The organism is Streptomyces roseofulvus, assembly GCF_039534915.1.
Classification (GTDB): Bacteria; Actinomycetota; Actinomycetes; order Streptomycetales; family Streptomycetaceae; genus Streptomyces; species Streptomyces roseofulvus.
On record NZ_BAAAWE010000001.1, the window covers coordinates 3,105,250 to 3,118,604 of the forward strand.

General features: G+C 74.7%; 9 protein-coding genes and 1 tRNA gene. 3 read left to right on the top strand and 7 right to left on the bottom strand.

What is annotated here, in order from left to right; translation table 11 throughout:
- Positions 1 to 189 precede the first annotated feature (189 nt).
- A complete protein-coding gene (locus ABFY03_RS14285) occupies positions 190 to 2,085 on the top strand; it encodes a putative bifunctional diguanylate cyclase/phosphodiesterase (RefSeq protein WP_319011354.1) in 1,896 nt (631 codons plus the stop codon).
- 97 nt (positions 2,086 to 2,182) lie between these two features.
- Here ABFY03_RS14285 and ABFY03_RS14290 read toward each other — a convergent pair whose 3' ends face one another.
- Positions 2,183 to 3,883, bottom strand: a complete 1,701-nt coding sequence (locus ABFY03_RS14290) for a glycosyl hydrolase family 18 protein (protein ID WP_346170051.1) — start codon at positions 3,881 to 3,883, stop codon at positions 2,183 to 2,185.
- Positions 3,884 to 4,136: 253 nt separating this feature from the next.
- Positions 4,137 to 5,240: an LLM class flavin-dependent oxidoreductase gene (locus tag ABFY03_RS14295; RefSeq protein ID WP_346170052.1), complete on the bottom strand. Its 1,104-nt coding sequence runs from the start codon at positions 5,238 to 5,240 to the stop codon at positions 4,137 to 4,139.
- 376 nt (positions 5,241 to 5,616) lie between these two features.
- Between ABFY03_RS14295 and ABFY03_RS14300 the strand changes: the two genes are divergently transcribed.
- Entirely contained in the window at positions 5,617 to 6,375 is a 759-nt protein-coding gene (locus tag ABFY03_RS14300; protein ID WP_319011351.1) for an IclR family transcriptional regulator, read from the top strand.
- Positions 6,376 to 6,450: 75 nt separating this feature from the next.
- Positions 6,451 to 6,524, top strand: a tRNA-Lys gene (locus ABFY03_RS14305).
- Between the two features lie 62 nt (positions 6,525 to 6,586).
- On the opposite strand, the gene ABFY03_RS14310 is transcribed toward ABFY03_RS14305, so the two are convergent.
- The 5 genes from ABFY03_RS14310 to ABFY03_RS14330 form a co-directional block, all read right to left on the bottom strand.
- Positions 6,587 to 7,240 carry a response regulator transcription factor gene (locus ABFY03_RS14310; protein ID WP_319011350.1) on the bottom strand — a complete coding sequence of 218 codons (654 nt, stop codon included), beginning with the start codon at positions 7,238 to 7,240 and terminating at the stop codon, positions 6,587 to 6,589.
- A complete protein-coding gene (locus ABFY03_RS14315; protein WP_346170053.1) occupies positions 7,180 to 8,475 on the bottom strand; it encodes a sensor histidine kinase in 1,296 nt (431 codons plus the stop codon). The genes ABFY03_RS14310 and ABFY03_RS14315 overlap by 61 nt, the downstream gene beginning before the upstream one ends.
- An 86-nt stretch (positions 8,476 to 8,561) precedes the next feature.
- Positions 8,562 to 10,247: an AMP-binding protein gene (locus ABFY03_RS14320; RefSeq protein WP_346170054.1), complete on the bottom strand. Its 1,686-nt coding sequence runs from the start codon at positions 10,245 to 10,247 to the stop codon at positions 8,562 to 8,564.
- A 25-nt stretch (positions 10,248 to 10,272) separates the two neighbouring features.
- A complete protein-coding gene (locus tag ABFY03_RS14325; RefSeq protein ID WP_346170055.1) occupies positions 10,273 to 10,863 on the bottom strand; it encodes a lytic polysaccharide monooxygenase auxiliary activity family 9 protein in 591 nt (196 codons plus the stop codon).
- Between the two features lie 202 nt (positions 10,864 to 11,065).
- On the bottom strand, positions 11,066 to 13,345 hold the full coding sequence (locus ABFY03_RS14330) for an SPFH domain-containing protein (RefSeq protein ID WP_346170056.1): 2,280 nt from the start codon (positions 13,343 to 13,345) through the stop codon (positions 11,066 to 11,068).
- Positions 13,346 to 13,355 lie beyond the last annotated feature (10 nt).

The following is a 13,355-nucleotide window of genomic DNA, read 5'->3' on the forward strand; positions in this document are numbered from 1 at the left end:
CACGTCAGACTCGTGCGGAAGCGGTCGAAGGGGCGGCGTCCGGTGGTCAGCCTCACACCGTCCGGGGCCCCGGCAGCCCGCTCCGTAGCTGGAACGGCCACCCGGGCTGGCTCTATGATCGGCACACTTGTCCCAGGCCGACCATCCCGACCACATGTGAACGGCCCCCCTGCACCACGGGAGCGAGCGGTGAGCGGAACCCCCGAAGGACCGGTACACCCAGAACCGCCCGGCATCCCGCCGGCCCGTCCGGCACTCACGGAGCGTGAACTCCGCGACTACCGGGCCGCCTTCCGCGTCTCCCGGCTCGCCATGGCCCTGGTCGACCGGGACGGCCTGGTGATCGCCGCCAACGACTCGCTCGGCACCCTCCTCGGCACCGACAGCGCCGCCCTGCACGAGCAGGCCGCCGCCGACCTCGTGGACCTCGCCTCCGACGGACGCACCTGGCACGCCTACCGCGAGGTGCTGCGCGGCCGCCGCTCCCGCTTCCGCTGCACCCGCCGGCTCAAGCACCCGGACGGGCGCAGGCTGTGGGCCGAGGTCACCGTCGCCCCGGTCCCCGACAGCGGCCGGGTGCTGCTCTCCGTCGCGGACATCAGCGACCGGCGCGAGCTCCAGGCCCGGCTGCGCCACCTCCAGATGCACGATCCGGTGACCCGGCTGCCCAACCGGGCGCTCTTCTTCGAGCGCCTCTCGGCCGCCCTGGAGACGGCCGCGGCGGAGAGCGCCGAGGCGGCCTCCGGCGCGGGCGGACCGCTCGGGCCGGCCGGCGCGCCGGAACCGTACCGGGCCCACCGCTCCCCGCGGTCGTACGCGTCGCACGGGTATGGCAGAACAGGGCGGATCGGCCTCTGCTACCTGGACCTCGACGGCTTCAAGGCGGTCAACGACACGCTCGGGCACCGGATCGGCGACCGGCTGCTCGCCGCCGTCGCCGGGCGGCTCACCGAGTGCGCGGACAGCGCCGGCTACACCCGCAGCGGCGGCCACCTCGTGGCCCGGCTCGGCGGCGACGAGTTCGCCCTCCTCGTCGAGGACTCCACCGGTACGGAACAACTGGCCGACCTGGCCCGCTCGGTGCTGCGCGCGCTGGAGCGGCCCTTCGACCTCGGCGGGCAGCGGCTCTCCGTCTCGGCGTCGATCGGCGTCGTCGAGCGCGCCGCCGCCGGCGCCACCGCCACCTGTCTGATGCAGGCCGCCGACACCACGCTGTACTGGGCGAAGGCCGACGGCAAGGCCCGCTGGACGCTCTTCGACCCGGAGCGCAACGCCCACCGGATGACGCGGCAGGCGCTCTCCTCGACGCTGCGGCCGGCCGTGGAGCGCGGGGAGTTCGCCCTGGAGTACCAGCCGCTGGTCGATCTGGCGGGCGGCGCGGTGCGCGGGGTGGAGGCGCTGGTGCGCTGGAACCACCCGCAGTTCGGGGTGCTGCCGCCGAATCGGTTCGTCGGGATCGCCGAGGAGGACGGCTCGATCGTCGAGCTGGGTCGGTGGGTGCTGCGGACCGCCTGCGAGCAGGCCCGGCAGTGGCAGAAGGACCATCCGCGCGAGCGGCCGCTCTTCGTGAGCGTGAACGTGGCGGTCCGTCAGGTGTGGGACTCCGACCTGGTGGCCGACGTGGCGGGGATCCTCGCCGAGACGGGGCTCGCCCCGCACCTGCTCCAGCTGGAGCTGACCGAGTCGGCGGTGATGGGCTCGGCCGGCCGGCCGCTCCAGGCCCTCCAGGCGCTCAGCGACATGGGGGTGCGGATCGCCATCGACGACTTCGGCACCGGCTACTCGAACCTGGCCTATCTGAGCCGGCTGCCGGTCTCCGTCCTCAAGCTGGACGGCTCCTTCGTGCGCGGCTTCCAGGACGAGGAGCACGCCAACCCGGCGGACGAGCTGATCGTGGAGGCCCTGGTGCAGCTCGCCCACCGGCTGGGGCTCACCGTCACCGCCGAGTGCGTGGAGACGGCCGGGCAGGCGGCGCGGCTGCGCCGGATCGGCTGCGACACCGGCCAGGGCTGGCTGTACTCGCGGGCGGTGAGCCCGGACCGGATCGCCGCGATGCTGGAGGGCACGACCCCGCTGCGGGTCTGATCCCGGGCGGTCGCCGGGCATGGGACTGCCCCCGGCCGGAGGGACATTCCGGGCGGGGGCAGCGGTTCATGCGGGGCGGTGCGGGGCGGTCAGGGCCTCAGCAGGCGCCGAGGTCCTGCCAGACGCCCCACTCGCCGGTGGTGCCGGGGGCCTCGTTCTGGGTCCACCACTTGGCCTTCCACTTGCGGCCGTTGTGGGAGACCTCGTTGCCCGCGGTGTAGACCTGACCGGCGACGTAGGCCGGGACCGAGCCGCAGCCGGCCGGGGGCTGCGTGGTCGGCGGCGTGGTCGGCGGGGTCGTGGGCGGGGTGGTCGGCGGCGTGGTGGTGGGCGGCGTGGTCGGCGGGACGGTGGTGCCGCCGAGCGCGGTGTTGATCTGCTTCAGCAGGGTGGCGTTCTCGTCCAGGCCGAGGAGCGAGTACATCATCGCGCCGGCCAGGCCGCGCTGCTTGCCGTAGTTCACCCGCTCCTGGATGGAGCGCTGGTTGAGACCGGTGAAGAACTCGCCGTCCTTGTAGAAGTACGAGGACTTGGCCTGGTCGTCCCAGAAGGTGGTCGAGGCGTTGTCGACGACGCCGCCGAGCTCCTTGTAGTGCGCGATGCCGGCCTGCTGGGAGAGCGGGCGGGCGTTGGAGCCGCCGGTGGCGGTCTGCGCGAGGCCGTTGGTGGTGCCGGCGGGCACGCCCTTCCAGCCGCGGTAGTAGAACTCGTAGCCCAGCGTCAGCTTGTTCGCCGGGAAGCCGCCGGTGATGCCGTAGGTCGGGTTGCCGTCGATCCAGGAGTCGATGGCGGCGTCGATCGAGTACTTCTCCTGGCCCGGCGCGATGACGTCGGTCGGGTCGTTCGAGCCGGAGTACAGCGGGGACTGGTGGTACGTCGGCCCGTCGCCGTCCCAGGCGCCGTGCATGTCGTACGTCATGATGTTCGCGTAGTCGAGGTACGCGCCGATCTTGTCCGTCTCGATGTACTTGATCTTGTCCTGGCCGGCCGGGAGGGCCGCCGTCAGCAGGTACTTCTTGCCGCCGTTGGCCGCGCCGTACGCGTCGAGCTGCTTGCGGAACTCGGCGAGGAGCAGGGTGAAGTTCTGCTTGTCCTCGGGGCCGTAGTGGTTGCCCAGGTGGCCGCCGGAGGAGCCCGGGTACTCCCAGTCGATGTCGATGCCGTCGAAGATGCCGGCCGCCGTGCCGGGGCCGCCGAAGCCGCCCTCGACCGGGAGGTTGCCCTTGAGGTACTGGTCGATGCAGGAGGAGACGAGCTTCTTGCGGCTCTCGTCGGTCTTCGCCGCGTCGTGGAAGTACTTGGAGTAGGTCCAGCCGCCGAGCGAGATGTTGATCTTCAGGTGGGGGTACTTCGCCTTCAGCTCCTTGAACTGGTTGAAGACGCCCACGATCGGCTGGTCCCACTTGTCGGCGACGCCGTCGACGGAGTCGGCCGCGGAGAAGGACTTCTGGTAGTCGGCGTAGGAGTCGCCCGCGCCGTCGCCCGCGTTCGGGTTGTTGTCGTCACCCGCGGCCTTGTTGGCCATGAAACACGTGAGGTTCGTCGGGTGGATGTTGCCGAACGAGTAGTTGATGACGTCGAGCTGGCTCGCGATGCCCCGCGTGTCGAGGTGCTTGGGGTAGAACGCGTTGCCGTACACGCTCCACTGGTCGTAGTACGCGATGCGCACGCCGCCGGCGGAGGCGGTGGTCGAGGCGTCGGCGGCCTGCGCGGAGCCGAGGCCCGCGGTCGCGGCGAGGGCGCCGGCGGCGAGGGCCGAGCTGAGCAGCGCGGCGGTCAAGGACTTACGGGGGTGCACGAGCGTCCTCCGATGGGGGGTACTGGTGGTGCCGTACAGGAGTTGGAGCAGTGATAGCCCCCGCGTGAACGGCGCGTCAATGGTCTGAACCAGATTGAGGACTAGACCAATTCGGCGACGAAAGCCCTTGTCAGGGACGTGCAGCACAAAAGAGAACCGCCCGCCACCATCGGTGACGAGCGGTTTAAGGTTCACTTAGGGAAGCCGGCGGGGTGGTCCGGGAACGAACCACTCCCCCACCGGAATCCGGGATTCAGTCCCGCTCGGGCAACCCGTAGGCGTCCGCGATCAGTTCGTAGCTCCGCAGGCGCGCCGCCCCGCCGTGCACGTTGGCCGTCAGCATCAGCTCGTCCGCGCCGGTCCGCTTCCGCAGCTCGTCCAGGCCCGTCCGGACCGCGTCCGGGGTGCCGTACACGACGTTCGCCAGCCAGCCGTCGACGAACTCCCGCTCCGCCGGGGCGAAACCGTACGCCTCCGCCTCCTCCGGCGTCGGGATGAGCCCCGGGCGGCCGGTGCGCAGCCGCAGCATCGACAGCGCGCCGGTGAGGACCTGGCGGCGCGCCTCCCGCTCGTCGTCGGCGGCGAGGGCGGCGACGCCGATGAGGGCGTAGGGCTCGTCCAGCACCTCGGAGGGGCGGAAGGACTCCCGGTAGAGGTCGAGCGCGGGGAGGGTGTTGCGGGCCGAGAAGTGGTGGGCGAAGGCGAAGGGCAGGCCGAGGAGTCCGGCGAGCCGGGCGCTGAAGCCGGAGGAGCCGAGCAGCCAGACCGGCGGCCGACCCTTCGGGCCCTGCACCGGTCCGGGCACGGCGTGGATCCGGGAGTAAGGGTGCGCGTCCGGGAAGTCGTCGTCCAGGAACCGGGTCAGCTCCGAGAGCTGCTCCGGGAAATCGTCGGCGCCCTCGTTCAGCGTGTCGGTGCGGCGCAGGGCGGCGGCGGTGGCGCCGTCGGTGCCGGGGGCGCGGCCGAGGCCGAGGTCGATCCGGCCCGGGGCGAGCGCCTCCAGGGTGCCGAACTGCTCGGCGATCACCAGCGGGGCGTGGTTGGGGAGCATCACGCCGCCGGAGCCGAGCCGGATGCGGCGGGTGTGTGCGGCGAGGTGGGCGAGGATCACGGCCGGGGAGGAGGACGCGACCCCGGGCATCGAGTGGTGCTCGGCCACCCAGTGCCGGTGGTAGCCGCGCCGCTCGGCGAGCCGGCTCAGCTCGACGCTGGTGGCGAGCGACCGGCTCGCGGTGGAGCCGCTGCCGACCGTCACCAGGTCGAGCACGGAGAGCGGTACGGGGGCGCTGCCCAGGGCCTCTCCGCGTATGGCGTCGTCCGCCGTGGCCGCTTCTTCCTGGGTGCCGGTCTCGCTCACCGTCCGGTCCTTCCTCCGCGCGGGTACGTCCATCGGATCGCCAACAGGGGTGCGCGGCGCCTTATTCCGGGGCGTTCGGGGCGATCCGGGTGACCGGGGTCACATTCCGGCCACGCGGAGCGGCGGGTTCCGGGCCCGGTTCTCCGCAGAAAATCCTCGCTTCCGGACGGGCCGAACACCCGCGCGAACACGACCCCGCACCCTTCTGACCTCAGACTCTTACGGCCAGCCATGCCCCTGTCATATGCCAGGGTGGAGCGCCGCAGTACAGGGCGGGGATCCTCCGCATGAATCTCGCCAACAGCCGCCCCGCAAAGGGCCCTTGGCGGCTATCGTGGTACGGAAGCTTGCGGTCACAACCTGGTAGGGGGAAACCGTGGCGCTGAAGCCCGAGCCCACCGCGCCGTTCCACTCGGTGCAGTACGCCCTGCGCGTCCTCGAGACGGTGTCGCGCCACGGCGGCGGGGTGTCGGACGCGCAGATCGCACGGGAGGCCGGACTGCCCGTCGCCCATCTGTCGTCGCTGCTCCTGATGCTCCGCCGCGAGGGGTACGTCGAACAGGTCTCCGACGGCGCGTACGTCATCGGCGACTCGCTCGTCCTCCTGGGCTCCGGCTCGACCCGCCGGGAAGCCCTGGAGGCCAAGCTCCAGGAGACCCTCACCGAGCTGCGCGACTCCGTCGGCGCCGCCGTCTACATCAGCCGGTACATCGACGGCGAGGTACGGATCACCCAGTTCGCCGACGGCCCGCGCACGCCCAAGGTGCACGAGTGGGTCGACTTCCGCTCCGCGGCGCACGCCAGCGCCGTCGGCAAGTGCCTGCTCACCCAGCTCGACCTCAACGGACGGCGCGACCACCTCTCCCGGCACAAGATCGCCCGGCTCACCTCCCGGACGATCACCAACGAGAAGGTGCTCTTCTCCAAGCTGGACAGCCAGCCGCCCACCGTCCCGGTCCTCGACCTCCAGGAGTACGCGGTCGGCACGGTCTGCGCCGCGGTCCCGCTCACGGCCGGCTCCGCCGTGGGCTGCCTGGCGCTCTCCCTCCCGATCGAGCACGCGCACCGGCTGCGCTCGGCCGCCGACACGCTGAACCGGCGGGCGGCCCCGGTGGTGCTGTCGCTGGCGATCTGAGCGACGGGAAGAGACGTCCCGGCGGGGTGGTCACGAGCACCCCCCGGGACCAGGTAGTATTTTCTCTGTCAGCAGGCGCCGCTAGCTCAGTTGGTTAGAGCAGCTGACTCTTAATCAGCGGGTCCGGGGTTCGAGTCCCTGGCGGCGCACCGACAGGAAGAGGCTCCTCGCGAAAGCGAGGGGCCTCTTCTGCGTGCCCGGGTGGTCTCCGTCATGCCTGGAGATAGGCGAGGACAGCGAGGACCCGGCGGTGGGTGTCCTCGGCCGGCGGCAGGTCGAGCTTGGCCAGGATGTTGCCGATGTGCTTGCCGACGGCGGCCTCCGTGACGACGAGCCGCCGGGCCACCTCCCCGTTCGAGTGCCCCTCCGCGACCAGCGCCAGGACCTCCCGCTCGCGCGGGGTCAGCGCGGCCAGCGGGTCCCGGCGGCGGCGCAGCAGCTGCCGTACGACCTCCGGGTCGACGACCGTGCCGCCGGCGGCGACCCGGTCCAGGGCGTCCACGAACTCCTCCACCTGCCCCACCCGGTCCTTCAGCAGATAGCCGACGCCGCTGCCGTCGCCCGAGTCGAGCAGGTCGGAGGCGTAGTCCCGCTGCACGTACTGGCTGAGGACGAGGACCGGCAGCCCGGGGCGCTCCGCGCGCAGGGCGACCGCGGCCCGCAGCCCCTCGTCCCGGAAGCCCGGCGGCATCCGCACGTCGGTGAGGACCACGTCCGGGTCGTGGGCGGCGACCGCCGCGCGCAGCGCCTCCGCGTCGCCGACCGCGGCCACCACCTCGTGGCCGAAACGGGACAGCAGCCCGATCAGTCCCTCCCGGAGGAGGACGCCGTCCTCGGCGAGGACGACTCGGAGCGAACGCGGCACGGGATCTCCACTCGTAGGACCGTCGGACCGCCCGGCGGGCTGGTGATCGTCAGTGTGCCATCGAGGACGGCGAGCCGGTCGGCGAGTCCGGTGAGCCCCGAGCCCCCGGCCGGGTCGGCGCCGCCGCGCCCGTCGTCCTCCACGGTGAGGACGAGGACCCGGCCGTCGTGCCGGCCGGTGAGGCGGGCGCGGGTGGCGCCGCTGTGCCGGTCGACGTTGGCGAGCGCCTCGCGGCCGGTGAAGTACGCGGCGCTCTCCACGGCGGCCGGCAGCCGGGGCAGCCCGTCGAGGTCGGCGTCGACGGGGACGGCGGTGCGGTCGGCGGCGTCGGCGAGGGCCGGACCGAGGCCGTAGTCGGCGAGGACCTGCGGATGGATGCCGTGGATCAGCTCCCGCAGCTCGGCGAGGACCTGCCCGGCCTCCTCCTGTGCCTGCGCCAGCCGCGCGGCCAGCGGGCCGGCCGGCGGGGCGTCGAGCCGGGCCAGGCCCAGGGTCATGGTCAGCGCGACCAGCCGGTGCTGGGCGCCGTCGTGGAGGTCCCGCTCGATGCGGCGGCGCTCCGCCTCGAAGGCGTCGACCAGCCGGGCCCGGGAGGCGATGACCTCGCCGAGCCCGTCCCGCTCCCCCGGCGTGAGCAGCGCCCGGGCGAGCGCGCCGCGCCCGGCCGCGTACAGGCCGAGGGGGTAGCAGAGGGCGACGAGGGCGAGCGCGCCGACGGCGGCGCCGGCGAAGGCCCCGGGGTACGAGGTGACGAGCACGCTCTTCAGGAGCTTGGTCTCCTGCCCGTCGGCGGCGAGCAGCAGCGGCGCGGCGAGCAGGGCGCCGGGCGCGGCGACGGTGACGGCGAGCACGAGGGCGTCGAGGAGCCAGAGGACGGTGGCGAAGAGCAGCGCGTACCCGAGCTCCCGCCAGGTCGCCCGCTCCCCCGCCCGCGTCCGCACCCAGGCGCCGAGGCCCGGCGCGGCGGGCAGCCGGTGCGGGTCGGCGGCCGGCGTCCGGTCCACGAGCCGCAGCCGCAGCCGCTCGGCCCCGCCGAGCGCGACCCCGCCGGACAGCAGCAGCGGGATCCCGACGAGGAGCAGCGAGGCGAGCAGCAAAACGAGCAGGACCACGCAGGCGAGGGCGCCGCCGAGGACCCCGCTCACCAGATACGCGGCCGACCGCCACGGCCACGCGCCGAACGGGTACTGCCGGGGGCGGCGGACGAGCGCCTGCCGGACGTCACGGGCTTCCATGACCGCCCACCGTAGGCGGCGGCGCCGAGGCGCGACGAGGGGGCGGGTGGGTGTGCCGGGGGTGGGGCTGGGCCTACCACGGCGGGCTACCGCGGGGTGCGGCCGTGGCGGGCGTACTGGGCCTGGAGGGCGGTGAGCGCGGCGGTGGTGAGGGGTTCGTAGGGGGAGGTGGGGGTGGGGCGCCACCAGACGGGGTCGTCGCAGAGGAAGGAGGCTCGGCGGAGGGCCACGCGGTGGATCTTGTTGGTGGCGGTCAGGGGGAGGGCGGGGGTGACGCGGACGAAGCGCGGCGGCATCTTCGTGCCGAGGTCGGGCTGGGCCGCCAGGAAGGCCGCGAAGGCCTCCGGGTCGAAGGTCGCGCCGGGCCGCAGGGCGAGCGCGGCCATGACCTGGTCGCCCGCCACCGGGTCGGGGACCGCGTAGACGGCGACGCCCGCCGCCCGGTCCCAGCGGGACAGGATCGCCTCGATCACGGCGGCGGCCAGGTTCTCGCTGTCGACCCGCAGCCGGTCGTCGGTGCGGCCGGCGAAGTAGAGGAAGCCGGCCTCGTCGCGGTGGAAGAGGTCGCCGGTCCAGTACCAGCCGCCCCGGCGGCGGGCCGCCTCGGCGTCCGGGTTGCGCCAGTAGCCCTCGAAGGTGCCGGTGCCGCCGCGGTTGACGAGTTCGCCGATGGCCTCGTCGGCGTTGAGGAGGAGGCCGCTGGGCGAGAAGCGGGACGGCGGGCACTCACGGAGGGTCTCGGGGTCGACGACGGCGAGGTCGTCGCCGGGCGCCGCGCGCCCGATCGCGCCCGGCGGCGTGTCGGCCGTGCGCTGGACCGACGCGCCGCCCTCGGAGGAGCCGTACCCCTCGACGAGCGGCACGCCGAAGCGTTCGCGGAAGCGGGCCGCGTCGACGGCGCCCGCCTCGGTGCCGAAGCCGAGGCGGAGCCGGTGGTCGCGGTCGTGGGGGCCGGGCGGGGTGGCGAGGAGGTACTGGACGGCCCGGCCGACGTAGGTGAAGTAGGTGGCGTCGAAGCGGCGTACGTCCGGCAGGAAGCGGGAGGCGGAGAAGCGGGCGCGGAGGGCGATCCCGGCGCCCGCGGCGAGGGCCGGGGCCCAGTCGGCGATGACCGCGTTGCCGTGGAACATCGGCATACAGATGTAGTGGGTGTCGTCGGGGCCGACGGAGAACGCGCGGGCCAGTGCGGCACCCGCCGACGCGACCGCGCCCTGGCTGCGCAGCGCGGCCTTGGGCGCGCCGGTGGAGCCGGAGGTGAAGGTGAGGAGGTAGCGGGTGGCGGGGGTCACCGGGCCGAGGGCGGCGTCGCCGGGGCGGGCGTCCGCGTAGGGCGCGAGGAGGTCCTCGTACGCCTCGGTGTCGGTGACCAGGAGCCGGACCCCGGGCAGCGGCAGGCCGTCGAGGAGCGGCAGGTGGGCGCGCTGGGTGACGAGGACCCGGCAGGCGGTGTGGGTGATGTCGCGGGCGAGTTCGGCGCCGCGCCGGGTGGGGTTGATCCCGGCGACGGCGGCCCCCGCGAGGGCCGCCGCGCCGAGCCAGAGCGGGTACTCCGGCGTGTTGTCGAGCAGCAGGCCGAGGTGCGGCTCGCCCCCCGGCCGGGGTGGCATCAGGTCCACGAGCAGGGCGGCCCGGGCGGCGGCGCCCGCGGCGGCCCGGTGGTGGCTGAGGGTGTGGTGCTCGTCCCTCAGCCCCGTCCGGTGGTCGCCCCAGCGGCGCCGTATCAGCTCCGCGAAGGTGTCCGCGCCTGCCCGTGGTGTGGCTGTGGCCGTCATGGCCCGGACTGTAACTGACGGTGCGTCAGAACTGAACGTCCGAGCAGGCGTAGAAGGCGTTCGCGGTGTCCGCGATCGTCCACACCGCCAGGATCAGATGACGGCCCGTCTTGCCCGCCGGGAGGGTCCCGGAGTGCGAGAGCGTCGACGGCGGCTGCTGGCTGTTGTACGGGACGGTGAGGAACGGCTGCGGGTCGAGCTGGGCCCGGGTGAGCTTGGCGGCCGGGTTCCAGCCGTTCCGGGTGATGTAGTACCGGAAGTCCGTGGTGCGGTGGCGGGCCGTGAACTGCCAGCGGAAGGTGTAGCTCTGACCGGCCGTGACCCTCGTCGTCGGCCAGGTGCCGCCGCGCGGGTCGTCCAGCTGCGCGAAGCGGGAGTTCCCGCCGGCGCAGAGGGTGCCGTCGGCGGGGCCGCCGGCCGGGAAGCCCTTGGGCCCCTCGACCGACTGCGGCTCCCACTGGATGTCGCCGCAGTTGGTCACCGTGCCGTTGGCGCAGAGCTTCTGTCGGCTGATGGGCGAGTCGGTGTAGCCGTGGCTGTTCGCGGTGCTGGTGGCGAAGAGGGAGGCGGCCGTGACGCCGAGCGCCACGGCGGCCAGCCCTGTCTTTTTGCGCATGCTGTTCGCTCCAGGGAGAACGTGGGGGAGTTCCGTGGGGCCCATGGGTCGTGCTGCGCGCGTGCGGCGGGAACCGCTCTAGGTCTAGACCAAGTACCACGGTAGGGACCGGAGTTGAACATGTCCATACCAACGGCGAGGGCGGCCGGGGAGACCCCGACCGCCCTCGCCGCACCGGAAGGAGCCGGAGGCCCTCCCTGCCTCAGGCGCCCTCGCCCGGGCCCCCACGGCCCGTGTAGAACGCCACCGTCAGGTCCTTCACCAGGGCCTTCCGGTCGTAGTCGTCCAGCTCGACCAGACCACGGCTGGTCAGCCGGTGGACCACGTCGTCCACCGCGTCCACCACCGACGTCAGCACGCTGTCCCGGTGCTTCGCGTCGATCGCCGCGATCCGGCGGCGGCGCATCGCCTCCGCCACCTCGGGGGCGTACTCGATCCGCGTCGGCTGCGCCGAGAACACGTCCAGGCCGACCGGGGCGCACTCCGCCGACAGCATCCGCGTCAGCGCCTCGCCGACCGCCTCCGCGTCCCGCAGCGTCGGCGCGTCCTCGTGGAACGCGTCCGCCGGCAGCTGCGACAGCACCCGGGCCATCGCCGCCTCCACCTGCTCGCGCAGGTAGTCCTCGTGGCCGTCGACCCCGAGCGCGGCGCGCACGGTGTCCCGGACCCGCCACACGACGAGGACGGTCACGTCCAGGGCCGTCCCCTTCGCGTCCACCGCCGGCAGCGGCTCGCTGCGCCAGTGCCGCAGCCGGACGTCCACCCGGCGGCGCAGCAGCAGCGGACTCGCCCAGACCAGGCCGGTACGCCGGACCGTGCCGCGGTACTCGCCGAACAGGGTCAGCACCCAGGCGTACCCGACCCGGCCGCGGCCGAGCCCGCCCACCGAGAAGAGCAGCAGCAGCACGCCGAGCGCGAGCAGCGCCCACTGGGCGAGGTGGATCCCGTGGTACGGACGCGACGGCAGCCGCAGCATCCGCGCGAGCTCGGTGGGCACCACGCCCGCCCACCACAGGACCGCCGCGCACCCCGCGAGCGCGAGCAGCCCGCCGGCCACGCCGACCCAGCCCGGCAGCACGGCCGCCGCGCGCTCCACGAGCGCCGGGTCGGCCGTCGGCGCGGGCCGCGCGGACGCCGTGCGCGCGGGCTGGGCCGGCCTCGGGATCGCGGCCTTCGAGGCCGTCGCGGTCTTCGCGTGGTGCGCGGCCCGGCCGGCGGGCGGCGCCATCGCGACGGTGTCGGGGCCGCCGTCGTCCTCGGCGGCGGTCCCGGGCGTGTCGCCGCCGTCGCGGAAGAGCAGGTGAACGGGGATCGACCCGGTGGTCTCCGCCCCGATGACGTTCTTCCGGCGCGGCAGCCGCCCCACGGCGGCGACCGGCACGGCGATGGACGCCACCTTCCCGCCCGTGATCCGCCCGAAGTCGAGCACGTCCCGCTCCTCCTTGAACACCGCGACCGAAACGGTCCCCGGCAGGTCGGAGCTGCCGGGGACGGGGGCGTCACTGGACTCGGGGCGGGAGGGGGAGGCGTGGGCGGTGCCGGTGCCGGTGCCGGTGGTACGCGCCGGGCGGAGCGTGCCGGCCGGGCGGGCGGCCGAGGCGGAGCCGACCGGCGTCGGCGCGGGCGCGGCGGTCGCGGGCTCCGGGCGGGCGGCGGCCGACGGGTCGGCGCCCACCGGGGCAGGAGCCGTACGCGCCGCACCGAGCGGGGTGCTCGGCCTGACGGGCGTCTGCTCCGCCGCCGGAGCCGCCGTGGCGGCGGGCGCGGAGCCCTGGCCGAGGGAGGCCGGGGGCTGCGCGCCCGGCGTGGCGGCGGAGGCGGCGGCAGGCGCGGGGCGCGCCTCATGCCCCGCGCTCGGGGCGGTCCACGGCGTGTCGGGGGCGGCACCCTGCCCGACGGGCCCCGGACCGGCGGCGCGTGCCGCCGTCGCGGCCGACCCAGGTGCGGGGGCCGAGGGCGACGCGACCGCCGGGGCCGGGGCCGTGCGCGCCTCGCCCGGCCGCGGGGCGGTCGGCGGCGCGGCGGACGCGGGCGCCGGAGCCGTGCCCGCGCCGGCCGCCGGGGAAGCGGCGGGTGCCGGGGAAGCGGCGGGCGCCGGGGAAGCAGCGGGCGCCGGGGAAGCGGCGGGTGCCGGGGCTGGGCGGGCCTCGGTCGTCGGGGCGGCCGCGCCTCTCCCGCCCGCCGTGGCGGCCGGCGCCGGGCCGACGGTGCCCGCCTCGCCGGGCGGCGCCGGCGCCGGGGCCGTACCGGCGCCCCCCGCAGGGAGGACGGCGGGCGCCGGGCCCGTACCCGGCTCCCCCGCCGGGGACGGGGCCGCGGCCGTCGGGACGGCGCGGGTGCCGGGGGGCACCGTGAGGGGTGGCGGGGTCGCCCGGGGTGGGGCGGGGCGACGGGGGAGGGTGCCGTCGGTGAGGCGGCGGGCCGTTCTCGCCGCGTCGCGCGAGGCCGCCGCGCCGGAGTCGTTCGGGTTCGCTGCCGTCATTCGGGGTCCA